Annotated in this window: 24 protein-coding genes; 9 read left to right on the plus strand and 15 right to left on the minus strand. The window is 64.8% G+C overall.

Annotation, left to right across the window (positions count from 1 at the left end):
- Positions 1-78: 78 nt before the first annotated feature.
- The 8 genes from IEV87_RS19115 (at position 79) to IEV87_RS19150 (ending at position 8,899) form a co-directional block, all read left to right on the plus strand.
- A complete protein-coding gene (locus tag IEV87_RS19115) occupies positions 79-618 on the plus strand; it encodes a MotE family protein (protein ID WP_188479409.1) in 540 nt (179 codons plus the stop codon).
- A gap of 66 nt (positions 619-684) precedes the next feature.
- A complete protein-coding gene (motA, locus tag IEV87_RS19120; RefSeq protein WP_188479410.1) occupies positions 685-1,554 on the plus strand; it encodes a flagellar motor stator protein MotA in 870 nt (289 codons plus the stop codon).
- Complete coding sequence (locus IEV87_RS19125) at positions 1,551-3,770, plus strand: hypothetical protein (RefSeq protein ID WP_188479411.1); 2,220 nt, start codon at positions 1,551-1,553, stop codon at positions 3,768-3,770. The genes motA and IEV87_RS19125 overlap by 4 nt, the downstream gene beginning before the upstream one ends.
- Positions 3,771-3,905: 135 nt before the next feature.
- A complete protein-coding gene (locus IEV87_RS19130; protein ID WP_188479412.1) occupies positions 3,906-4,580 on the plus strand; it encodes a transglycosylase SLT domain-containing protein in 675 nt (224 codons plus the stop codon).
- A complete protein-coding gene (flhA, locus tag IEV87_RS19135) occupies positions 4,577-6,670 on the plus strand; it encodes a flagellar biosynthesis protein FlhA (protein ID WP_188479413.1) in 2,094 nt (697 codons plus the stop codon). The genes IEV87_RS19130 and flhA overlap by 4 nt, the downstream gene beginning before the upstream one ends.
- Positions 6,667-7,443: a flagellar biosynthetic protein FliR gene (locus tag IEV87_RS19140; protein ID WP_188479414.1), complete on the plus strand. Its 777-nt coding sequence runs from the start codon at positions 6,667-6,669 to the stop codon at positions 7,441-7,443. Before flhA ends, IEV87_RS19140 begins: the two co-directional genes overlap by 4 nt.
- Positions 7,440-8,525 (plus strand): EscU/YscU/HrcU family type III secretion system export apparatus switch protein, encoded by a 1,086-nt coding sequence (locus IEV87_RS19145; protein ID WP_188479415.1) that lies wholly within the window; start codon positions 7,440-7,442, stop codon positions 8,523-8,525. The genes IEV87_RS19140 and IEV87_RS19145 overlap by 4 nt, the downstream gene beginning before the upstream one ends.
- Positions 8,522-8,899, plus strand: coding sequence for a hypothetical protein (locus IEV87_RS19150; RefSeq protein ID WP_188479416.1), 378 nt, complete (start codon positions 8,522-8,524; stop codon positions 8,897-8,899). Before IEV87_RS19145 ends, IEV87_RS19150 begins: the two co-directional genes overlap by 4 nt.
- A gap of 9 nt (positions 8,900-8,908) precedes the next feature.
- Here the strand turns inward: IEV87_RS19150 and IEV87_RS19155 are convergent, their stop codons facing one another.
- From IEV87_RS19155 to IEV87_RS19195, 9 genes are read right to left on the minus strand one after another with little or no spacing between them, the layout of a single operon-like run.
- Positions 8,909-9,400, minus strand: coding sequence for a flagellar basal body-associated protein FliL (locus IEV87_RS19155; RefSeq protein ID WP_188479417.1), 492 nt, complete (start codon positions 9,398-9,400; stop codon positions 8,909-8,911).
- 18 nt (positions 9,401-9,418) lie between these two features.
- A complete protein-coding gene (flgH, locus tag IEV87_RS19160) occupies positions 9,419-10,156 on the minus strand; it encodes a flagellar basal body L-ring protein FlgH (protein WP_188479418.1) in 738 nt (245 codons plus the stop codon).
- On the minus strand, positions 10,153-10,566 hold the full coding sequence (gene flgA / locus IEV87_RS19165; protein WP_188479419.1) for a flagellar basal body P-ring formation chaperone FlgA: 414 nt from the start codon (positions 10,564-10,566) through the stop codon (positions 10,153-10,155). The genes flgH and flgA overlap by 4 nt, the downstream gene beginning before the upstream one ends.
- Before the next feature lies 1 nt (position 10,567).
- Positions 10,568-11,353: a flagellar basal-body rod protein FlgG gene (gene flgG / locus IEV87_RS19170; protein WP_188479420.1), complete on the minus strand. Its 786-nt coding sequence runs from the start codon at positions 11,351-11,353 to the stop codon at positions 10,568-10,570.
- A 9-nt stretch (positions 11,354-11,362) separates the two neighbouring features.
- Positions 11,363-12,076, minus strand: coding sequence for a flagellar hook-basal body complex protein (locus IEV87_RS19175; protein ID WP_188479421.1), 714 nt, complete (start codon positions 12,074-12,076; stop codon positions 11,363-11,365).
- A gap of 3 nt (positions 12,077-12,079) precedes the next feature.
- Positions 12,080-12,346 carry a flagellar biosynthetic protein FliQ gene (locus IEV87_RS19180; protein WP_188479422.1) on the minus strand — a complete coding sequence of 89 codons (267 nt, stop codon included), beginning with the start codon at positions 12,344-12,346 and terminating at the stop codon, positions 12,080-12,082.
- A gap of 3 nt (positions 12,347-12,349) precedes the next feature.
- Complete coding sequence (gene fliE, locus IEV87_RS19185) at positions 12,350-12,637, minus strand: flagellar hook-basal body complex protein FliE (protein ID WP_188479423.1); 288 nt, start codon at positions 12,635-12,637, stop codon at positions 12,350-12,352.
- A gap of 12 nt (positions 12,638-12,649) precedes the next feature.
- Complete coding sequence (gene flgC / locus IEV87_RS19190) at positions 12,650-13,042, minus strand: flagellar basal body rod protein FlgC (protein WP_188479424.1); 393 nt, start codon at positions 13,040-13,042, stop codon at positions 12,650-12,652.
- 6 nt (positions 13,043-13,048) lie between these two features.
- Positions 13,049-13,432 carry a FlgB family protein gene (locus IEV87_RS19195; protein ID WP_188479425.1) on the minus strand — a complete coding sequence of 128 codons (384 nt, stop codon included), beginning with the start codon at positions 13,430-13,432 and terminating at the stop codon, positions 13,049-13,051.
- Positions 13,433-13,517: 85 nt separating this feature from the next.
- On the opposite strand from IEV87_RS19195, the gene IEV87_RS19200 reads away from it, so the two are divergent.
- Entirely contained in the window at positions 13,518-14,945 is a 1,428-nt protein-coding gene (locus tag IEV87_RS19200) for a FliI/YscN family ATPase (protein ID WP_188479426.1), read from the plus strand.
- 236 nt (positions 14,946-15,181) lie between these two features.
- Here the strand turns inward: IEV87_RS19200 and IEV87_RS19205 are convergent, their stop codons facing one another.
- The 6 genes from IEV87_RS19205 to IEV87_RS19230 all read right to left on the minus strand — a co-directional run bounded on the left by IEV87_RS19205 (position 15,182) and on the right by IEV87_RS19230 (position 19,250).
- Entirely contained in the window at positions 15,182-16,012 is an 831-nt protein-coding gene (locus IEV87_RS19205) for a DUF1217 domain-containing protein (RefSeq protein WP_188479427.1), read from the minus strand.
- A complete protein-coding gene (gene flbT, locus IEV87_RS19210) occupies positions 16,009-16,413 on the minus strand; it encodes a flagellar biosynthesis repressor FlbT (RefSeq protein ID WP_188479428.1) in 405 nt (134 codons plus the stop codon). The genes IEV87_RS19205 and flbT overlap by 4 nt, the downstream gene beginning before the upstream one ends.
- Positions 16,413-16,787, minus strand: a complete 375-nt coding sequence (gene flaF, locus IEV87_RS19215; RefSeq protein WP_188479429.1) for a flagellar biosynthesis regulator FlaF — start codon at positions 16,785-16,787, stop codon at positions 16,413-16,415. The genes flbT and flaF overlap by 1 nt, the downstream gene beginning before the upstream one ends.
- A gap of 77 nt (positions 16,788-16,864) precedes the next feature.
- Positions 16,865-18,415, minus strand: coding sequence for a flagellin N-terminal helical domain-containing protein (locus IEV87_RS19220; protein WP_188479430.1), 1,551 nt, complete (start codon positions 18,413-18,415; stop codon positions 16,865-16,867).
- A 210-nt stretch (positions 18,416-18,625) separates the two neighbouring features.
- Positions 18,626-18,982, minus strand: coding sequence for a flagellar biosynthesis protein FlgN (locus IEV87_RS19225; protein WP_188479431.1), 357 nt, complete (start codon positions 18,980-18,982; stop codon positions 18,626-18,628).
- Positions 18,972-19,250 (minus strand): rod-binding protein, encoded by a 279-nt coding sequence (locus IEV87_RS19230; protein ID WP_188479432.1) that lies wholly within the window; start codon positions 19,248-19,250, stop codon positions 18,972-18,974. Before IEV87_RS19230 ends, IEV87_RS19225 begins: the two co-directional genes overlap by 11 nt.
- Positions 19,251-21,530: the final 2,280 nt, after the last annotated feature.

A 21,530-nucleotide genomic window follows, 5' to 3' on the forward strand; every position in this document is an offset into this window, starting at 1 on the left:
CGCCTGACCCTCGGACGTCTTGTCACAGGTCGAAGGCGTACTGCCCGCCGTGCGCGTCACCCGGGACGCGGTGCGCTCATGGTCGTCGCGCTTCTGCTCGCCGGATCGGCCGTCCTGCGGCTTGGCGACGACGCCGGCCGGGCCTACGCGCGGGTGGAGGCGGCGGGCACCGAAGCCCCGCCGCCCGCCCCGACCGGCTGCACCCCGCCTCCCGACATCGCCGCCCTGCTCGACGCCTTCCGCACGCGGGAGGACCGGATCACCCGGCGGGAGGCAGAGATCGCCGATCGCGCGCAGGCCCTATCGGTGGCAGACCAGGCCATCGCCCGGAAGCTCGCCGCGTTGACGGAGGCGGAGGAGAAACTGCGCGCGACCCTCGCTCTCGCCGACACGGCGGCAGAGGACGACCTGAACCGTCTGACCGCCGTCTACCAGAACATGAAACCCGCCGAAGCCGCCGCCCTATTCGAGGAGATGGATCCCCAGTTCGCCGCCGGTTTCCTCGGCCGCATGGACCCGGCCGCCGCCGCCGGTGTTCTCGCCGGCCTGTCCCCGCAGACCGCCTATTCCGTCAGCGTCATCCTCGCCGGCCGGAACGCGAACGTGCCGAAGGACTGAGCCGGTGAGACAGCATTTCTTAACCCGTATCGGTGACACTCCCCACAAGGTACGGAGGCGCGCGACATGATCGGGTTCGTTGGCATCGGTGTCATTTTCGTGATGGTCTTCGGCGGCTATATCCTGGCCGGCGGGAAACTCGGCATCATCCTGAAATCGCTCCCGTTCGAAATGATGATGATCGGCGGCGCGGCGGTCGGAGCCTTCCTCGTCGGCAACGACATGGACACCGTCAAACACACGCTCAAGGACATGGGAAAGGTCTTCAAGGGCCCGAAATGGAAGCACGCGGATTATCAGGACCTGCTTTGTCTGCTGTTCGAGCTGATCCGTCTCGCCCGGCAGAACCCCGTCGCGATCGAGGAGCATATCGAAGCCCCGGCGGAGTCGGCGATCTTCTCCAAGTACACTAAGATCCTGTCCGACAGGGAGGCGATCGGCCTGATCTGCGACACCATGCGCTCCGCTTCCATGAATTACGACGATCCGCATCAGGTCGAAGAGGTGCTCGACAAGCGGATGGAGGCGAACCTGCACCATTCGCTGCACTCCAGCCACGCGCTGCAGACCGTCGCCGACGGGCTTCCCGCGCTTGGGATCGTCGCGGCGGTGCTTGGCGTCATCAAGACCATGGGCTCCATCGACCAGCCGCCGGAGGTGCTGGGCAAGATGATCGGTGGCGCGCTGGTCGGCACGTTCCTCGGCGTGTTCCTCGCCTACGGACTTGTCGGACCCTTTGCCAACAAGGTGAAATCCGTGGTGGAGGAAGACGCGCACTTCTACCACCTCATCCGCGAGGTACTGATCGCCAACCTGCACAATCACGCCACGAACATCTGCATCGAGGTCGGTCGCCAGAACACCCCGTCGCACAATCGACCCAGCTTTTCCGATCTGGAAGAGGCGCTGAAAGCCGTCAAGCAGGACGCGGCATGACCCGACTGTTCGCCGCAATGATCCTCCTGCTTGTCCCAGCGATCTGTGCCGCCGCGGAGACGGCGGTCGTGCGAAGCGGCGAACATGACGGATTTACCCGGCTTGTCGTCTACCTGCCCGAGACCACCGAATGGACCCTGAGGGAGGAGCCGGATCGTGTGACACTGATCACCGGTCCGGAGGTCAGGTTCGACACGTCGACGGTATTCCCCCGCATCGGCAGGCAGCGCGTCAGGGATGTCCTGCCGTCCAGAGGCAGCGAGGGCCTGGCGATTATCCTGAATTGCCGATGCGGGCTGCGAACGGAAACGCTGGTCGGCAATGTCGTCGTGCTCGATCTGCTGGACCCGCCTGCAACGCAACTGGAAACCGCCGCGCCGCCGCCCCCGGCGGAGCCCGCGCCACCTGACCGGATGGAACTCCCCGTTCCTGTCCCGCTCCGAACGATCCCGATGGCCGAAGCCCGCCGCGTGACGGAAACCGCAACCCGCTCGCTTCCGGACAAGGGCTCCCCCGAAGCCTCGGCGGATTTGCAGGCGTTCGAGACGGAAATCCTGAAGCAACTTTCTCTCGCCGCCACGCAGGGCGTCCTCAGCGCCAGCCTGTCTCCTCAACCCCGAAGCCCAGAGGCCGACCGGACCGCCGACTTGCCTGGCGCCGGCAGGACCGGGCCGGAGGACGGGGTAATCGTGCATCAGAACACGCTGATCCCGATGGAGACGGAGCCCCGGCCCGTCGACGCAAGCGGCATCCCCTGCATCACCAACGACCGGCTCGACCTTGCGGACTGGCGCGGGGAAGGCACGTTCGCCGCGGAACTGGGTCGCCTCCGCTCCGCGCTGACCGGGGAATTTGACGATCCGGCCCCGGCAACCGCGCGCGCGCTCGCGCGGTTCTACATCGCTTACGGGTTCGGGGCGGAAGCAGAGGCGATCCTGTCCCTTCCAGCCACGGAGGATCAGGATTCAGAGATCCTGCGATCCATGAGTCGGATTGTCGATCTTGGCCATGATCCCGATCCATCGCCCTTCGACAGCCAGCGGGGATGCGAAGGTCCAGCCGGTCTCTGGTCGGCGCTGGCGGGCCAGACAGGCGCGATGCCCGAAGCCGAAATTTCGTCGTTGCTGCACGAACTCAATGCCTTGCCGCCGCCCCTTCGAACGCATCTGGGCACGGTTGTTGCCGCGAATTTCGTGGCCGCCGGCAATGCGGAGGCCGCGGAGGCGGTTTTCCGGATCCTCGACCGCACCGACGAGGCAGGCACGCCCCGCAGTGAACTGGCCAAGGGGCAATACGAACTTGAACACGGTGACAGGCAGACCGGCCGGGCGCTGCTCGACCAGGCTGCCGGGCGCGAAGGGGACGCGTCGCCCGAAGCGCTTCTTGCTCTGGTCCGGGACGACCTGTCGCGTGACATGATCGTGCCCGAGGAGGTGGCAGACAGGCTCGCCGCCTATTTCCTCCAGTATCGCGACACGCCGCTGGCTGCAGATCTCGCCGAAACGGAAGCGCTCGCACGGGCGAGTTCCGGCCAGTTCGAGGCAGCGCTGGCCAGTCTGGCGTCGGGGAAGGAGACCGCGGACCGGATCGCGGATGTCACCGAAACACGCAGTCACGTGGTCCGGACACTCGCCCAGAACACCAGCGATCCCGATTTTCTGAAGCACGCCCTCCGCCTGGCCGATCACCCGGAGGAGAAAATCGCCGCCGATGCCGCGGACGCCATTGCCGAACGCCTGCTTGACCTCGGCTTCCCCGAACTCGCCGCAACCATCCTGCAGAACAACCAGCCCCTCCGGGAGGACAGCGCGAGGGCGCAGATCGCAGCCCGGGTCTCCCTCGGGCTTGGCCGCGGACGCCGTGCAGAGGCTGAACTGCACAGGTTTCAGGGGACGGACATTGCGGAACTCCTCGCAAAGACCCAGGCGGCGAACGGCGATCACACGGCCGCCAGCGAAAGCTACCGGACCCTGAACATGCCGGAACAGGCGGAACACCAGGCCTGGCTGGCCGGGGACTGGACCCGGCTTTCCGGTTCCGATGACCCGCTCCGGGCCGCGCTGGCCACCCTGATGACGCCAGACGGCACAGTCCCGGAGCCGGACCGTGGTCCTCTGTCCTCCGGGCGCCGGCTGCTACAGGATTCCACGTCCTCCCGATCCACGATCGAAAAAATGCTGGACCGCTACGCCCTGCCCGCAGAACCGCAGAACTGACGGAATTCACTCCGCCGATCACCAAAAATAAACTTGTCCTCCTCCATACTCCGGAAGTCCGATCCGGCCGGAGCGCGCAATATGACACCGCACAGAACCTTGGGGACTGCCAACAGGACGCGACGCGGCTCTCGCGTGAATACGCTGCAGATCGTGATCCTGTTGCTTTTTGCGGCACCCCAAAATGCAGCCACTCGGGAGCCGCGCCAGATCTGCGATCTCGCCGCCGCCCGGGCCGCTGCCGAATTCGCCGTCCCTCAGGACATCATGCTGGCGATCACGCGGGTCGAGACCGGCCGCATGTCCGCGGCGGGAAGGGTGCCGTGGCCATGGACGATCAATCTGGGTGGCCGCGGATTCTGGCTGCGCGATGAGGAGGAGGCCGCGACCATGATCCGGGACATCGCCGCTGCCGGCCGCCATGACCTCGACATCGGTTGCTTCCAGATCAATCTCCGCTGGCATGGCGACCAGTTCCGGGACCCTCGCGATATCCTGGATCCGGGTCGAAACGCCCGCTACGCAGCCCGTTTCCTGAGGAACCTTTTTCGCGAATTCGGTGACTGGTCGCGCGCCGCCGGGGCCTACCATTCCCGCGATCCGGAACGGGCGCGAATTTACCGGGCCAAACTTCGGCAGGAGCTCATTGCACTGTCCGCGATGCCCAAACCACCTGCAAAGGCGGTAACCGCCAGACGCGCAAATTCCTATCCTTTCATGAAGCCGAGCCATCCCTCCGACGTGGCGCGAGGCTCATTGGTCCCGATCATCGATCTGGGCCGCCAGCGCCCGGCTCTGATCGGGGGATGACCGTGCCAAAACTGAACGCAGCAACAATTTTCCAGCCGACGATCCTGCTGACCCTGGCCCTGATGACCATCATCATAATGATGATCCTGCCGATGCCCGCGATCGTCCTGGACATCGGTCTTGCCGGCAGCTTCGCGCTCGCCATCCTGATCTTCACGGTAACCCTGTTCATCGAGCGTCCGCTCGATTTCTCATCATTCCCGACGATCTTGCTGGCATCGCTGATGCTGCGCCTGTCGCTCAACGTTTCGTCAACCAAACTGATCATAGGTCAGGGGCATACCGGCACCGGCGCGGCCGGCGAGGTGATCGAGGGGTTCGCCGATTTTGTAATGGGCGGCAGCGTCTTTCTTGGATTGGTTGTCTTCGGCGTGCTGCTGATCGTGAACTTCATGGTCATCACAAAGGGCGCCGCGCGGATGGCCGAGGTCGGCGCGCGTTTCGCGCTCGACGGAATGCCGGGCAAACAGCTGGCGATCGACAGCGACATGTCCGCAGGTGCCATAGACCACGCCGAAGCCAAGGCCCGGAGAGAGCAGGAGCAGCGCGAAACCACCTTCTTCGGCTCGCTCGACGGGGCGTCGAAATTCGTCAAGGGCGACGCGGTTGCGGGTCTGCTGATTACCCTTCTCAACCTTGTGGTCGGTCTGATCATGGGGGCCGTGGTTCACGGCATGCCACTTGGCCAAGCCTTTGAGACATATGCCATTCTGACCGTGGGCGACGGCCTGGTGACGCAGATCCCGGCCGTCATCATCTCCATCGCCTCGGCCCTGTTGCTGGCCCGTGGCGGCACCACCGGTTCGACCGACCTGGCACTGGTCGGACAGCTGGGACGCCACCCCGCAGCCCTCGCCACGGTGGCCGGGCTGATGTTTCTGTTTGCGCTGGTGCCGGGCCTGCCGGTCGTCCCCTTCGTCCTCGGCGGCCTGGCACTTGGTCTCGCAGCCTGGCGCGTCAACGCCGCCACACCGCCGGATCCGGCGCAGCCGCCACCCGATGCCGACAATCCGGAGCGTCCCGTGCAACGCCCGCTTGGCGATCTTCTGGACCTTGACGACATCCACGTTGAATTCGCGCCCGATCTGGTCGACCTGGTGCTCGATCCCGGAACCGGGCTCGACGCCCGCATCGCCAACATGCGCAACCATGTCGCCACCCATTTCGGCCTGATCCTGCCGGAAATCCGCCTGACCGACGACCCGGCGCTGCAATCCGGAAGCTATGTCGTGCGCCTGCAGGGAGTGGTCGTTGCGCGCGCGGCCCTCAGGCAAGGCCATGTCATGGCGCTCCTGCCGGACTCCGCCACGAATCTTCCCGCCGGGGAAGACGTGCGCGAACCGGTCTACGGCGCGGCTGCCCGCTGGATTCGGGAGTCGGACCAGGACCGCGCGGCCCTGTCCGGCGTGACCCTCGTGACCCCGACGGAGATTCTGGCGACGCATCTTCTCGAACTCATCAAACGCAACCTGCCGCGCCTGTTCAGCCTAAAGGCCCTGCGCCGCCTGCTGGATGAAATGACGCGCCTGTCCGATCCCGCCCGGTCGGACGCGAATCGGAAACTGCTGGACGAACTCATCCCGGACCGTGTCCCCATGGACCTGCTTCACAAGGTCCTGCGACTGCTGCTGGAAGAACAGGTGTCGATCCGCAACATGCCCCTGATCCTGGAAGCCATTTCGGAGGCGCGGCTGCTCACCACCCAGGCCGAGGGCATATGCGAACATGTCCGTCAGAGGCTTGGGTTCCAGCTGGTCAGCGGCCTGACCCGCGAAGACGGTTCCATCCCGCTGATCCAGCTCGCGCCGGAGTGGGAGGAAACCTTCGCCGCCTATCAGATGGACGGTGACGGCGGCGCCATGGACGTCGCCCTGCCGCCGGAGGTCTTCAACACGCTCGCCGGAAACCTTGCGGACAAGCTGGGCCAGGCCATAGAGCAGGGGATTTATCCGGCCGTCGTAACCTCCACGCGCCGCCGGAGGTTCCTGCGCATGGTGATGAGCGCGAAGGCGCTGGCAAATCCCGTCCTCGCGTTCGAGGAGATCGGCCTGGACGCGCGCCCGTCTCTCGTCGGCGTGGTCGCCGCATGACGGTAGAGGCGTTGCTCCTCGTCCATGTCCGGGACGGGTTGTGGCACGCGACGCTGGTGTTTCTTCGGGTCGCGCCGTTGATGGCGCTGGTGCCGGGCTTCTCGGAACACTCCGTCCCCGGCCGCATCAAGCTGGTGCTCGCCCTTGCGCTGACGGCTGTCGTCACCCCGGCGACAAGCCCGGCGCCGGTCGGCGATGCCTGGGCCTTCCCGGTTTTCATCCGTCTTCTCGCAACGGAAACCTGCGCCGGACTGGCTCTTGGGATCGGATTGCGATTGTTTGTGATCACATTGCAGACGGCCGGCAGCATGGCTGCGCAGGCAGCGTCCCTGTCGCAGCTTGCCGGCGGCGCCGCCGCAGATCCCATGCCGGCGATCGGCCACCTGCTTGTCATCGGTGGGCTGGCGCTGGCGATGACCCTCGGGCTGCACACGCGACTCGCCGAATATGTGATCGCAAGCTATGCGATCCTTCCCGCCGGAGATTTCCCGAACGCGGCGGACTTCGCCGCCTGGGGCATCGCCGGCGCTTCGCGGAGCTTCGCCCTGGCCTTCACGCTCGCGGCGCCATTCGTGATCGTGTCCTTCACCTACAATCTGACGCTCGGAGTCATCAACCGGGCCATGCCGCAGCTGATGGTCGCCTTCGTCGGCGCGCCCGTGATCACGTTCGGAGGTCTCGCGCTGCTCATGCTGCTCGCCCCGCCGATCCTCGTAGTCTGGGGCAATGACCTGCTCACTTTCCTGACCGCACCCTTCGCGCCGCCACCATGAGCGAGGAAGACGACGAAACGAAATCACACGAACCGTCCCGGCGGAAGCTGGAGAATGCCCGACGGAAGGGGGAGGTGCCGCGGTCGCAGGATATTTCGACTGCCGCAGCATATGCCGGTTTGGTTCTGGCCGCGGCTGCGGTCGGGGCGAAGAGCCTCGATACGGCGGCGACCCAGATGCGGGCCTTCATCGGTCAGGCGGACAGGCTGGCCGACGGCTTTGTCACCGACGGACCTCATGTCGCGTTTGGCGCGCTTATCTCGCGCACGGTGCTGGCGCTGTCGCCTTTCTTCGCATTGCCCGCACTGATGGCCATCGCCGTGCTGTTCGTTCAGCAGGCCTTTGTTTTTGCGCCGAAAAAGCTTGAACCGAAGCTTTCCCGTATCGCCCCCGTTTCCAACGCGAAGAACAAGTTCGGTCGCAACGGCCTTTTCGAATTCGCCAAGAGCTCCGTCAAACTGGTGATCTTCTCCATCCTCCTTGGCCTGTTCATCCTGCGCCAGCTTCCGGAGATCTCGGCCAGCCTGCAGACCAGCCCGAAACCCGTGACCCTGTTGTTCCTCGACCTCGGGATCCGGCTCATGATGTTCGTGCTGGTCATCGCATTGTCGATCGGCGTGATCGACTACCTGTGGCAATGGCAGGAACATCTGCGCAAGAACCGCATGTCCGACAAGGAGATGCGGGACGAACACAAGGAAACGGAGGGCGATCCGCAGCTGAAATCCGAACGGCGGGCAAGGGCGCAGGAGATCGCGATGTCCCGCATGATCGAGGCCGTTCCCCGTGCGGACGTTGTGATCACAAATCCTACGCATGTCGCCGTGGCGCTGGAATGGCAGCGGACCCCGGGGTCGGCACCAATCTGCATCGCCAAGGGGCAGGACGAAATGGCTGCAAAAATCCGGGAGGTCGCACAGGCTCACGGCGTTCCGCTGCACCGCGACCCGCCGACAGCGCGCGCATTGTTTGCCGTGACAGACCTTGGTCAGGAGATTCCGGCGCACCTGTATCGGGAAGTCGCCGCCGCCATCCGGTTTGCCGACGGCATGCGGGTCCGGGCGAGGAGAGGGTGGCGATGACCGGGCAGTTCCGCGATCTCTTCCTGGCCGTCGACACCGTCTATCAGGCACGGCAGGCGCATATGCGGCGACTGACAGATGACGCCGCCGCCCTGCGTAACGAACTTGAAGACCTTGATCGCCAACTGCGCGACAGCCTCGACCAGTCCAGTCACGAAGCGACCCCATGGCGCGCGATCGGCGCGGATCAGACATGGCGCGCCTGGCTGATGCGGCGTCGCGGAGCGTTGAACATCCGACTGGCTGGGGTCCTTGCCGACCTCGAAGACGCGCGCGAGGCCTTGAAACAGGCATTTGCGCGTCGTCAGGCCTGCCACGAGATTCTGGCGGATGAGGCGCGCAAACTGCGGCGCCGCGCAAACCGTGTGCGGTAGAGGATCCCGTCAGGCGTCCTGCCGGGCGATGTCGGTGATCAGCACGTCGAGAAGGCTGTCGCCGAGAACGTGCACCCCGGCTTCCCGCAGGGAATTTCGCAGGACGTCCAGCGTGTTGGAGTTCGTGAAGGCCCCGCGGAAGCCGCCCTGATTGGCGTGATCGAACAGTTGCTGAAGGAAGATGTCACGCAATTTCGGTTCCCGCGCGAACACCATTTCGCGCGTGCCGGTCTGGACCTCCACGCTCAGCGACAGGACCACGAGGGAGGCGACGCGGCCTTCCTCGACAACCGGAACGATGAACTGGTTGTTCATCTTCACGTAGTCCCTGTCCTCCGGCGGGAGAGGCGCGGCAGGCTCAGTCGGCTCGGTCGCCGCGGGCATGTCCCCGCACGGGTTGGCGAGCGCGGCGACCTCGGGTGCCGGTTTCAGCATGAACCCCGCACCCGCGCCTCCGCCGATGCCGAGGATGATGAGGATCAGGGGAAGCAGTTTGCCCATGGGTCGCAGGCTCCGATGTCAGAAGGGCAGGACGGCGTCGAGCACCTGTTGCCCGATACGCGGTTGCTGCATGTCGGTGATCTGTCCGCGCCCGCCATAGGACACGCGGGCCGAAGCGATCTTGTCATAGGTGATCTCGTTCTGGCGCGAGATATCCTCGGGCCGGACGTAGCCGGAGACGATGAGTTCACGCATCTCGAAATTCACCCGCACCTCCTGCGATCCCTCGATATGCAGGACGCCGTTCGGCAGAACCTCGACAATGGTGGCGGCGACGCGGAGCGTCACCTTTTCGTTCCGGCGCACGGACCCGTTGCCGCCCGAGGTGCTGGAGGAGGTGACGGAGACAGCATTCGCGGCGGAAGCCCCTTCGGGCAGCGCGGTGTCGAGCCGCTGGGGCAGGCCGATCAGTTGCGGAATCTGCAGGGACTCGCTGCCGTTCCGGGACCGGCTGGTGGCATTGGAGATCTCGGCCTTGTCGTCGATTTCCACAACCACCGTCATGATGTCACCGCGCCGCATCGCCCGCCGGTCGCCAAGCAGCGACTGCCGCGTATCGCTCCAGAGCGAGACTCCGGGCACGACCGGGGCGACCTCGGGCGTGTAGGGCAGCCCGGGATCCATCATCGCCCCGTGTTCAGTACCGGTGGCCGGAGGCGTGAAACTTGGCGCTTTTCCAAGGTGGTCCTGCCGCCCGCAGCCCGCAGCCGTGGCGCAGGCAAGGATCAGCGCGATGGACCGGTGCAGAGTGCTCATTGGACCAAGACCGATCCGTCAGCCTGGACACGACCGCTCAGCGTGGTTCGCGATTGCACGTTCATCACCCGGACGGAGTCGCCGACACCCGCGCGTCCGAGGGAGCGGCCTTCGGTCCGGATCGTCAGCCCGTCGCGGGCGAATGTGAGGGTGACGATCTGGTTGCGGTCGACGATGGCGGGCGCTGCGATGTCCTCGGGCAGGACGGGGCGGCCGGCGTAGAGCACGACGCGCGTCTCCTTGCCGATCAGCGCGGCGACGGAGGCGAAGCTGCCCGGCATGGTGCCGTCCTGAAGGGTCAGGTCGGCGGCGGTCAGAACGGACTGCGGCCGGACCGTCCGCGCCGCGACGACCGTCTCTGCCGCACAGGGGGCCGCCAGGATCAGCAAGGGGAGGATGCGCGCGACCATGTCAGCGGATCTGCGTCGTGGCGCCAAGCATCTGATCTGCTGCGGAAATCACCTTGGCGTTCAATTCGTATCCGCGCTGCGCCTCGATCAGGTCGGTGATCTCGCGGACCGGGTCGACGGTGCTTTCCTCGAGATAACCCTGCCTTACGGTGCCAAGCCCGTCGAGCCCCGGCGTCGTCACATTGGCCGGGCCGGAGGCGGCGGTTTCGACAAACAGGTTGGAGCCGATGGCCTCCAGCCCCTTCGGATTGGTAAACCCCGTGAGGCTGATCTGGCCGAGGAACTGCGCCTCCGTCCCCGCTTCGAAATAGCCGTAGACCTCCCCGTCCGGGCTGATCGAGACGCTGCGCACGTCGCCGGGAATGACGATCTCCGGCGACACGCGGAACCCGTCAGAGGTCACGATGACCCCCTCGCCGTTCCGCTTCAGAGACCCGTCGCGGGTGTAGGCGGATTCGCCCGAGGGCAGCGTGACCTCAAGGTAACCACGCCCCTCGATGGCGAGGTCGAGATCGCCGCCGGTGCTGGCCAGAGGCCCCTGTGCGAGCAGCATGGAAACAGCCGCGGGCCGCACGCCGAGGCCAAGCTGGATGCCCGTCGGCAGGGTCGTCCCGTCCGCGGCGTTGATCGTTCCGGCGCGGGCGAACTGCTGGTAGTGCAGGTCGGCGAAATCGGCGCGCCGGGCGTTGTAGCCCGTGGTCGACATGTTCGACAGGTTGTTCGAAATCGTCTCGACCCGCATCTGCTGCGCGGCCATGCCGGTTGCGGCGATCTTCAGCGCTCTCATCGTGGTGTCCTATTTCATGAAGGTGTCGATTGCGGTGCGGAGGCGTTCGTTCTCCGCATCCAGAAAGCTCTGCCCGAGCTCGTAGGCCCGCTGCACCTGGATCATGCGCGCGATCTGCCCGATCGGATCGACGTTGGAGCCTTCGACGAAACCCTGCACGACGCGCGGATTCTCCACCGGCTCCGTCCCGGTGTCCGAACGGAACATCACCCCGTCTTCGCGGATCAGGCCCAACCCGTCGACCGGCCGGACCACCCCGATCTGCGCGATCGGCAGGGCACCGACGGACAGGGTGCCGTCCGCGGCGGCGCTGATCTCTCCGGCCCCCGGCGGGACGAGGATCGGCGCCCCGCCCGCATCCAGCACGCGAAAGCCGTCGTTTGTGACCAGCTCCCCCTCGCCCGAAGAGGTGAAGCTGCCCGAGCGGGTCAGGCGTTCGCCCTGTGGGGTTTCGATCAGGAAGAATCCCTCGCCCTCGATGGCGAAGTCGAAGGGGCTGCCGGTCCCGCTGAGCGTGCCCTGCATGAGGGACGTACTGCGAACATTCGCCGTCGCCATGGAGATCGACGGCCCTTCCCGCAGCGCCTGCACATGTTCGGAGAAGATCAGCCCCTCCTGCCGGAACCCGGTCGTCGCCGCGTTGGCGATGTTGTTCGCGATAAGCTGCATTTCCCGCATCAGCCCGGACTGGCGCGTGAGCGTGGTGTACCCTGCGTTATCCATGCGTCAGCCTCCGGCGATCAGGGGGATCAGCGTGTCGTGAAAGAAGGCCACCAGCGTCTGCGTCATGAACCCCATGCAGAGCCAGAACACGCCGATGATCGCCCCGAGCTTGGGCACGAAGGTCAGCGTCATCTCCTGGATGGAGGTCAGGGCCTGGAAGAGACCGACGGCAAGACCGACCACCAGCGCCACCGTCAGGATCGGGACGGAGGTGATGACCGCCACCCAGAGCCCCTGCCGGAGCGTGTCGAAGAACAGAAGTTCATCCATGGATCAGACCGGCATCCGCAGGATTTCCTGATACGCCTCGACCACCTTGTCGCGGACGGTCACGACGGTTTCCACGGCCAGTTCCGTCTGCGCGAGCGCCTCGACCAGCGCATGCGGATCGGCGCCGCCGATCATGGCGGCGCGCGCGGTGGCCTCTCCCTCCCGGAAGGTGGTGGCAAAGTCGTCGATCGCACGGGTCAGCGCCGCGCCGGACCCGGTGCCGGGCTGGGGTTCCGTAACGCTCCGCGCCGTATCGTAGGAGCGGGCGACGTTCATCGCGCGAATATCCATTCTGGAATGTCCTTATCGTCTGAGGAGCCCGAGCAGTGACGAGGACATCTGCCGCGCCTGATCGAACATCTTGAGGTTGGCTTCGTAGCTGTGCTGCGCCTCGCGGGCGTCGGCGATCTCGATCAAAAGATCGACGTTGGACCCGGCGTAATTCCCCGCCGCATCTGCCAAGGGATGAGATGGGTCGTGGATCGTGGTGAGCGCGGACTGGTCAAGGCGCACGCGCCCGGTCCGCACCTCTCCGCCATCGGCGCCGAACCCTGCAACGGTTTCGAACGGAACGGACTTGCGCCGATAGCCCGGCGTGTCCGTATTGGCGATGTTTTCCGAAACGTGACGCAGCCGCTGCGCCTGGGCCCGCAGCCCGCTTGCCGAAATCGCCAGAGCCTTCCCGAAGTCCGACATCGCGACCTACCTCCGCCCAAGAGAGGCGCGCAGGATCGACAGCCCGCTGCGGTAGACCGCAAGGGCGCGGTCATGCTGCTGCTGGACCTGAACCCCCTTCATCATCTCTGACTCGAGCGAGACAGAGTTGCCGTTCGGGTTGTCCTCCCCCTCCGTGGCATCGCGGATCTGCAGGTCGAACCCGGACGCCTGCCCTCCGCCGTGTCCGGGCCGCGTTGTCCGAAGCCCGGAACCCGCCGTACGGTAACTCTCCGCAAAGGACGCGATGTCGCGCGTGCGGTAGCCCGGCGTGTCGGCATTTGCGATGTTTTCCGCGATCACCGCCTGCCGCAGACCCGCGTGGCGGGCCATGGCATGCGACATGCGGAACATGTCCAGAGATGAGAACATCGGGGCTTCTCCCTCGATCAGCTTCAATCAAGGCTTAACTCCGATTCCTTTAGAAACCGTTCCTGAGGGTCAGAGGAATCGCCTGATGAAGCAGAATGCCTTCGCCGGTCTGCGGGCCGAACTTGGATCGCTGGCGCCCGTGCGGTGCATCGGGCGTGTCGCGACGGTGGAATCCGCGGTCATTGGCGTCACGGGCCTGGGCGGGGCCGCGCGCATGGGCGATCTGGTGCGCATTCTCCGCGCTGGCGGACCGGCCCTCGGGGGCGAGGTCATCCTGATCTCCGGTGAACTCGTGTCGATTCTGCCCGACGAGTCGACCGAGGGTATCGCACGCGGCGACCGGGTCACGCTCATGGGACCCGCCGGATTGGACCCCTGCGACAGCTGGATCGGGCGGGTGATCGACCCCTTCGGCCTTCCGCTGGACGGTCGTCCGCTGGCCCGTGGCGACCGGACCCTGCCGCTGCGACGCTCGCCCCCCGATCCCGGCGGACGCGGCCGCATGGGTGCGCGGCTGGAGACCGGGATGACCGTTTTCAACACCATGCTGCCGGTTGTCGAAGGTCAGCGCATCGGGCTTTTCGCGGGCTCCGGCGTCGGAAAGTCCAGCCTTCTCGCCCACTTCGCCGCGCAGATGTCCGCGGATGTCGTGGTGATCGCACTGGTCGGCGAACGGGGGCGGGAACTGCGCGACTTCGTTTCGGACGCTTTGGGACCGGAGGGTATGGCGCGCAGCGTGGTGGTCGCGGCGACCTCCGACCGCTCTGCCCTGGTGAGGCGGCGCTGCGCCTGGGCGGCGATGACCGTGGCGGAGCATTTTCGCGATCAGGGGCGGCGCGTGCTTTTCCTCGCCGACAGCATCACCCGTTTTGCCGACGCGCATCGGGAAGTCGCCGTCGCCGCGGGCGAACAGCCTGCGCTGCGCGGCTACCCAGCCTCCACCAGCCATGTCGTCATGCAGCTTTGCGAACGCGCCGGGCCGGGGCCGGAGGGGGGCGGCACGATCACGGCGATCTTCACCGTGCTGGTCGCCGGGTCCGACATGGAGGAGCCGGTGGCCGACATCCTGCGCGGCGTTCTTGACGGGCACGTCGTACTGGACCGGGCGATTGCGGAACGCGGTCGCTATCCGGCCATCGATCTCTTGCGGTCGGTGTCTCGCAGCCTGCCCGGCGCGGCGGATGTATCTGAAAACGAAACGATTTCCGCGGCGCGCAGGTTGCTGGGCGCCTATGACCGGAACGAGGTCATGATCCGGGCCGGGCTGTATTCCGAAGGGAGCGATCCGGAGCTCGACAGGGCCATACGCGCCTATCCCGACCTCGACGCCTTCCTGTCGGAGAGGGAGGCGGGAGACATCGAGAACTCTTTCAATCGCCTGCGGCTTATCCTCCAGCGTGCAGGACCTGCCGGGCGTCAGGCGGCCCCGAAACCGCGCGCCCCGGAACCCGCAGGCGCGTCCCCCCGGACCAGGTCAGGGGGTGCCGTTGCGCTCAGACCGCCAGGGCGGTGACGGTAAGTTGTGACGTGTCGTATGTAATAGCGTGGATGGCGCGTTTGGCGACAACCGGCACGGGTCGCGCGAAATCCGTTGCATGCAGGCGGAGGTCCCTGTTTGTGGCGGTTTGGCACCGGCGCGATCATGACTGACTATCGCCGGGCGGGCACATACCGCGCCGATGCCCTGTGGAAAGGCTTATGCCTGTTTTTGGAGGCGGTTACCGCAACGCGCCGGGTCCCGCTTCCAGCTCAGCCACGCCGCAGGGGAGACCGCGACTTGGCAAACTGGGCAGCGCTTTCCAGCATGGATACGGCCCCGCTGGCGGAATTCGCCGCACGAAACTCCTCGACCTGGTTGCGAAGGAGGAACCTTTGCACCAGCTTCTCCACCATTTCCGGGTCAGAGAACTGGGCGATATCGTCGCTTCCCATCTGCCGGGTGGCGCGTTCCATGAACAGGTCAACCTGGCGGTCGAGGTCGAGCTGAGAAAAACTCTCCGGCATCCCGAGCGCTCCTTCCATCACCGACCGGAGCGGCGGATTCCCCATGATCCGCAACCATTTGGTCCGATTGGAGGAACCGCTTTCCGCCAGCTCAGGCAGGCTCCGCTCCGCATTCATCGCGAGCCGCAGGGAATCGTCCTGTTCGCCAACCGCAACCTCGAATTGCTGGCGACGGAATTTGTCGGTGATCTTCTGCCCGAAGTCCGAAATCTTGGACCTCGGCGTGTCGAAGTCGCCAAAACCGAAAGCCTGAGCGAGGTCCTTGTATCGGCTGTCGGTCAGCTTGTTGGCAAGCGCGTCCTCATCCAGGGAGCCCTCCTCCAGAACCCGCTTTATGAAATAGCTATTGTTGATGTCGTCCTGCAGCCCGAAGGCACCCAGGGCCACGCGCAGCAGCCTGCGGTCTTTGACCAGGTCCTCCGCCGTATCGATCGAACCGATCATGGCCTCGAAATAGTCGGTATCGCGCGAAATTTCGGGGCTCGCCGCAAACACCGTGGACTGGGTATCCAGCGTCCGGTTCAACAATGTCCAGGCGGCAAGCCCGGAGCCCGCGATCACCGGCTGGAACGTCATGACATCCTCGCCTGCAGCAGCCGGTCCTCACGCGGCAGAAGGCTGCGCAGGGCCTTCAGGCATTGGTAGTGGCGTTGTCCCAGTACCGCTTCTGTCGCCTCCGTCAGCAGGCGGCGGCTGTCCGGGTCGGTAAGAATCTGGCTCAGTTCCTCGATCCGGCGTAGCAGGCGCGGCTCGGTCTCGTCTGCCTCTGCATCGCCGGTCAGTACCAACTGGGCGAGGTAGCACACGCGCCGCACCGGCGTGGTCGCATCGTTCGGATGAATGGCGTCGCGCAAACGCAGGATATTGGCGTTCGGTGTCATGATCGACAAACGCGACCTGCGATCCCCGTTTTCGATCACCGCCCCGTTGACGAGGACCCGCTCCTTGGGACCGAGTTTAAGGACAAGCCCGCCCATCACGAGCCCCCGCCGGTTCTGAGCCCTCGCATCACGGCCGAATTGATTTCGACCAGTGGCGCGACATTGGCTTCACGGCGCAGGACCTTGCTGCTGTGGGCATGCGTGAATTCGGCCAGATAGAAGATGCGTGCGCGCAATTCCTCGGGCAGGGCGTTGTCGCTGTCGGCGACGTCGCCCGCAAGAATTGTCCACATCTGGCGATTGTCATGGATGGCGCGGCAGAGGTCCGAAAAACCACCCCGGCCTTTGCGGGCCGCGTTGATCAGTTGTCGCGTGATCCGGACGAGAATGTCGTATTCTGCACCACGCGCAGTACGGGTCGGCGCGGTCGTCTGGCCGTAGGTGCGTTGTGCCAGGGAAAAGGCGGTCACGGTTCGTCCTTCCGGTTAGGAAAATCGTTCGGGTCAGGCGACCGGGCCGCACTGGGCGGCCCGGTGCCCTTGCCGGATCAGCCGAAGAGAGACAGCAGGGACTGCGGCGCCTGGTTGGCAATCGACATGGCCTGAATCGACAGCTGCTGCTGGACCTGAAGCGCCTGAAGCCGGGCCGAGACCTCCTCCATATTGGCGTCCACAAGTGAGCCAATGCCGGATTTCAGGCTGTCCGTCAGTTTCCCGATAAATTCAGCCTGGGTTTCGATCCGCCCCTGTACGGAGCCGAAGGCCGCGGCGGCATCGATCGACCCGTCGATATAGGTCTCGATATTCTGCAGTGCCGCCGTCGCCCCGTCGTCGGTGGTGACGTCAATCTTGTCCAGACCAGACAGGCCGCCTGTTGCGACACCGCCTGCATCCCCGTCAACGGCCAGCGACACGTCGGCGCCATCGTTGTCGATCTGCAGAACATACTGGCTGTTTGCGTCGTCGTAGGTGACCTTGGTCGTGATGCCCGAAAGGCTGGCGCCGTCGATGACGGTCTTCAGACCCTTGGCCACATCTTCGAAGGATTCACCTTTGCCGGCGACATAGTCGTAGTTGCTGCCGTCGACCGTGACACGATAGCCGTCACCCTCCGACACGCCCGCCGTTGCGGAGAAGGCGATTTCGGATGCCCGTGCCGCGATGGTTTCGCCGGTGAAGCCTGCGCCTGCCGCGGTTGCAGTTCCGCCGTTCACCGCCGCGGTGACGTTCACGTCGGAGGTCGTCAGGTTCACTTCCACGTCGTCGAACTTGGAGGTGGAGGTGATGGTGATCGTGTCGGTCGCAACCTCGGCAGTAATATCCTCGATCCCCGCGGCGCTGAGCGCGGCAGTGATGCCGGCAGCCACACTGTCGGCGGTGTTGCCGGCGGCTTCGGAAGTGAAGGTAACCGTCTGGCCCGCCACCTGCAGGTTGTAGGTGTTGGACGCACCGGCCGTGACGGCGGCCAGCTGGATTGTCATCGTGTTGCCGCTGCTGGAGAATTCCGTCCCGGCCACACCGGCGAGGCTGTTGGAGCCGAGCGTCGCGGCAATGTTGCCGGAGAGGTCCGCCCCGGTACCCATGACGCCTGCATCGAAAGTGAGATCCTGGCGCCGCACGACGATGTCCGACGACGAAACGGTCCCGTCATTCGCCCGGTCGAGGGAGGACAGCACGTTGACGTCATCCGTGCCCGACAACAGGTTGAGCCCGTTGAACTGCGCGGCGCCGACAACCGACTTGATCTGGTCGGTCAGCGCGGTGATGTCGGCCTGCAGCTTGTTCCGGTCCACGTTGCTTTCGTTGGCCGAGATGATCTTGCCCTTCATGTCCTTCAGAAGGTCGGTCACCGTTTCCGCGGCATTTGCCGCAACGGCCACCGTGGATTCACCAAGCGACAGGCTTTCCGAGATCGCCTTGAACCCCTTCACATCGGATTCCATCACCTTGGAGATGGCCCAGACGGCGGAGTTGTCGCGCGCGCTGGCGACACGCTTGCCGGTGGAAATCTGGCTTTGGGTTTCGGTCATCGCCTTGTTGACCGACTTGAGCGTCTGGAGCGCCACCATGGCGCTGTTGTTTGTCAGAATGCTGGACATGCGTTTTTCCTTTTTGACTGGCGCTTCACGCCCGTTGCACATCCCGCCCCGGATTTCGGGACGGTACAGTCTGTCGTTCTGACTCTTGCTGACGCCGGGCTTATTCCCGTCGCCGCGCCACCCGATCGGATGCCTGCCCACCATCGCGCAGAGAAGCTAACGGATCCCTAAGTCGCTCGCGCCAGCTGCCGCGATTTTTAGACAATCCCGTCAGGCGCGTTTTTCCATCCGGCTGTCGGAGACAGTCGGCACCGACAGCTTGTGTCCGAATTCATCGTAAGTTTCCAAAGACTTGCGAATTCGGCGCAGGTTCGCGAACCGGGTCGCCACATTGCGGATGCCGCGCAGGGTGCTATCCAGAAGCGCCTGGTTGCGCAGGGCCTTGCCGTGCAGATCGGCAAGTTTTTCAGCCCAGTCATCTGCCACGACGCGGTCGATGAGATCCTTCTTTTTCCGCAGCAACTCGCCGAGTTCCTGCAGGTCGCCGGACAACAGCATCGCCCTTTCCCGACTCAGCAGTCGGTCGAGCTGTTCCAGACAGTCGTTTCCATCGGTCTCATCGGTCATCCCTACGCTCCTTCAGGCTGTTGAAAATGGTCTCGGCAAGTCCAATACCGCCGGTGGCCGCCAGACGGCGGGCCTGTTCTTCGACGAGAAATGAGGTGAACTGGTCTTCACCCGTGCCGCCGCCGAAGGCGCCGCCACGCCCGTTCAGCCCGGCACTGCGCAGCATTTCCGCAAGGAAACTTGCTTCAAGCTCTGTCGCGGCCTCGCGCAGCGCAGCGATTTCGCGTGTTCGATGTCCATGGGCGGGAACGACGGTTTCGGGCTGCATCATTGCCTCCAATTCTCAGCGGTTCCCTCGATTTTGACGCCAATCGGTAAAGGACCAGTAACCGAATCCGTGGATATTCGCCGTCGCAGAAGAATTTCTGAGGCTGACATGAAAGCAGAAATGCTTGGCTTTCCGATCCTTCGGGCCACCCCGCGCCCGATACCTGGTTCCGCCCCCTCCGGGAGGGCATTTTCCGAGGTCTTTTCCGCCAAATTGGAGGAACCGGACGTGCCGTTGATCTCCGACCGCAAGGAAAGCCCGACAACTGAAACGGGCGAAGAGTCCGGGACGATGTCCACGCGCTCGGAATCTCGTTCTGCTGACGATCCTGCAGATGCGAAGGATGGCGAAGATGGTTTCGCGGATGAGTGGTCCGACGCAGTGGAAGCCGGGTCGGAGATTGATGTGCACCCTGCGTCGTTTTCGGAGCGTGAGGTGCCTACAGTACCGGTGCCGGCTCAATTCGCCGCGACACCGGAACACGGGTTAGCCGGGCGAGAATCCCCGGAACCGACGCCGGTTGTGGAACCGGTTGGAGTGCCCCTACCGCGGCAAGCCCGGAACAGAATTGATCCGGAACCAGAAGTCGCAACAGGAACCCCGGCGACCGTACCGGCGCCAGCTCCGGCCTTGCGTCCTGCCGTTGTACCCTCGGGGCCCGCCTTCGGCAGTCCTGCGACCATCCTGGTGGCGGAGCCGGAACCTGGCCCGCAGTTGCGCCGCCCGAAGCGGAGCTCCCTCAGTCCGGACATCGGGGCGGCACCGGCCAACCGAACATTTCCGTCCTTAGAACCCATGTTGCGAACGCCACCGGTGGCGTCACGAGTCCCGGTCGCTGATGGAAAGAACATTCCCGACCACGGTGCGGCTCCGCCTGGCGACCGATCGCCGGTTCCCGCGCCGGTTCATACCGACTACCGGGATCGCCGGCTCTCTGAACCCACAATACTGAATGAGGTCGACCTGCACCGGAAGATACTCTTGGTGCCGGGCACGGGGCCTGAGGTGTACCGGGCACAGAGCGCGATTCCGGGCGCCGAAACCCGCACTGCCCGCACTGAAACGCCCAGGGTGGCCACCGCCACTGTCGTCAACGTGTCCGGCCCTGTGCCGCGATCGGCCAAAGTTGCGTCGACTTTGGAAATGTCTCGGCACCAGACGGAACGGGACCGTGTACTGACGGCACCGGCTGTTGAGATGGACCGGACCTCGCACATACCCACGCCGGCGCAGCGGTCCCCAACGAACACAACGCAAGTATTGGCGTTTTCGGAACGAACGGTGTCAGAAAGCCTGTCTGCGAGTGCGACACCGATCGGCGATGCGGCCGTTACCCCCGGACGAGATCAGGTCCGTCAGCCGAAAGTGATCGCGCCGGACCCGCCGGTACCCTGGGTGGAACAAACTAAAAGCGCCCAATCGCAGACGATCCCGGAGGAAACGCCAGGGTCGGCACAACGTCGCGCTGCAAACGGCAAGATTATCCCTGAAGTTGCGAAACAGGGCTCAGAGGTAGCGGTTGCGACACCATCCGCGTCCGATATCCCATCGGACAAAGATGCGATACGATCAGTCATTCCGCGAAGAGAGCTCCCGGTGCACCCGAAGGCTCCGCACTCCGCGCGTACGAACCCAGCGCCGTCAGAAAGTGCCACCCTTCGGGCCGACTCCGTCCCGCAGGAACGCGCAATTCGACCTCTCCGCCAAACCATAGTCGGGCCTGAAAAGGGCAGTGTTGTCGAGCCCAGGATCGCTTCCATCCCGCCGGTCGCAAGTCCTGCCGCGGCAACGGTGCCTGAGACCGACGTACAGAAAGTTGTCCCAAGACCTGCTTCAGCAACCGCGCCCGAACTTCCGACCATGACCGGCACACGACGAACCGGTCGGAGCAAAAGCTCGACGTTCGACGCACCTGCTACTCGACCCCTATCGACCAGCGGGCCATCAGCCCTTCCGAAAGGTGTCTCTGAAATCCGTGAGACCGACCAGATAATCCCGTCTGCGCGCAATATCCCCGGTGCCGCTGCGTCAATTCAAGAAGCGCCCATGCACGACGAAGCCGGCCGGACGACAGAGCCGCTGCGCTTCGCTGCTGTTCCAGAACGCGCAGCGGCCTTGCCTGAAACGGTGATTTCGGCGCGCCGGATAGATAAGGCGGGTAGGACTCAAGAAAGGGCACGACCGCTGCACCCGGACACATCCAGACCAGTTCGGGGTGCCGCTGAGCCGCCGCCAGAACGGCCTTCCACGGTCCCGCGCGTTGCGGCCGAAACGGATACT

This window comes from Primorskyibacter flagellatus (assembly GCF_014638275.1).
In the GTDB taxonomy this organism is placed as follows: Bacteria; Pseudomonadota; Alphaproteobacteria; order Rhodobacterales; family Rhodobacteraceae; genus Pseudooceanicola; species Pseudooceanicola flagellatus_A.

What these genes read in the sequence shown, in the direction of transcription:
- IEV87_RS19140 (WP_188479414.1), top strand. Translation starts at nt 6,667, where the DNA reads ATGACGGTAGAGGCGTTGCTCCTCGTCCATGTCCGGGACGGGTTGTGG.
- flgG (WP_188479420.1), bottom strand. Translation starts at nt 11,353, where the DNA reads ATGAGAGCGCTGAAGATCGCCGCAACCGGCATGGCCGCGCAGCAGATG.
- IEV87_RS19145 (WP_188479415.1), top strand. Translation starts at nt 7,440, where the DNA reads ATGAGCGAGGAAGACGACGAAACGAAATCACACGAACCGTCCCGGCGG.
- IEV87_RS19225 (WP_188479431.1), bottom strand. Translation starts at nt 18,982, where the DNA reads ATGACCGATGAGACCGATGGAAACGACTGTCTGGAACAGCTCGACCGA.
- IEV87_RS19220 (WP_188479430.1), bottom strand. Translation starts at nt 18,415, where the DNA reads ATGTCCAGCATTCTGACAAACAACAGCGCCATGGTGGCGCTCCAGACG.
- motA (WP_188479410.1), top strand. Translation starts at nt 685, where the DNA reads ATGATCGGGTTCGTTGGCATCGGTGTCATTTTCGTGATGGTCTTCGGC.
- IEV87_RS19175 (WP_188479421.1), bottom strand. Translation starts at nt 12,076, where the DNA reads ATGGATAACGCAGGGTACACCACGCTCACGCGCCAGTCCGGGCTGATG.
- IEV87_RS19195 (WP_188479425.1), bottom strand. Translation starts at nt 13,432, where the DNA reads ATGTTCTCATCTCTGGACATGTTCCGCATGTCGCATGCCATGGCCCGC.
- flgC (WP_188479424.1), bottom strand. Translation starts at nt 13,042, where the DNA reads ATGTCGGACTTCGGGAAGGCTCTGGCGATTTCGGCAAGCGGGCTGCGG.
- IEV87_RS19150 (WP_188479416.1), top strand. Translation starts at nt 8,522, where the DNA reads ATGACCGGGCAGTTCCGCGATCTCTTCCTGGCCGTCGACACCGTCTAT.
- IEV87_RS19205 (WP_188479427.1), bottom strand. Translation starts at nt 16,012, where the DNA reads ATGACGTTCCAGCCGGTGATCGCGGGCTCCGGGCTTGCCGCCTGGACA.
- IEV87_RS19155 (WP_188479417.1), bottom strand. Translation starts at nt 9,400, where the DNA reads ATGGGCAAACTGCTTCCCCTGATCCTCATCATCCTCGGCATCGGCGGA.
- flhA (WP_188479413.1), top strand. Translation starts at nt 4,577, where the DNA reads ATGACCGTGCCAAAACTGAACGCAGCAACAATTTTCCAGCCGACGATC.
- IEV87_RS19200 (WP_188479426.1), top strand. Translation starts at nt 13,518, where the DNA reads ATGAAGCAGAATGCCTTCGCCGGTCTGCGGGCCGAACTTGGATCGCTG.
- flgA (WP_188479419.1), bottom strand. Translation starts at nt 10,566, where the DNA reads ATGGTCGCGCGCATCCTCCCCTTGCTGATCCTGGCGGCCCCCTGTGCG.
- IEV87_RS19115 (WP_188479409.1), top strand. Translation starts at nt 79, where the DNA reads ATGGTCGTCGCGCTTCTGCTCGCCGGATCGGCCGTCCTGCGGCTTGGC.
- IEV87_RS19180 (WP_188479422.1), bottom strand. Translation starts at nt 12,346, where the DNA reads ATGGATGAACTTCTGTTCTTCGACACGCTCCGGCAGGGGCTCTGGGTG.
- flgH (WP_188479418.1), bottom strand. Translation starts at nt 10,156, where the DNA reads ATGAGCACTCTGCACCGGTCCATCGCGCTGATCCTTGCCTGCGCCACG.
- IEV87_RS19230 (WP_188479432.1), bottom strand. Translation starts at nt 19,250, where the DNA reads ATGCAGCCCGAAACCGTCGTTCCCGCCCATGGACATCGAACACGCGAA.
- IEV87_RS19125 (WP_188479411.1), top strand. Translation starts at nt 1,551, where the DNA reads ATGACCCGACTGTTCGCCGCAATGATCCTCCTGCTTGTCCCAGCGATC.
- fliE (WP_188479423.1), bottom strand. Translation starts at nt 12,637, where the DNA reads ATGGATATTCGCGCGATGAACGTCGCCCGCTCCTACGATACGGCGCGG.
- flbT (WP_188479428.1), bottom strand. Translation starts at nt 16,413, where the DNA reads ATGGGCGGGCTTGTCCTTAAACTCGGTCCCAAGGAGCGGGTCCTCGTC.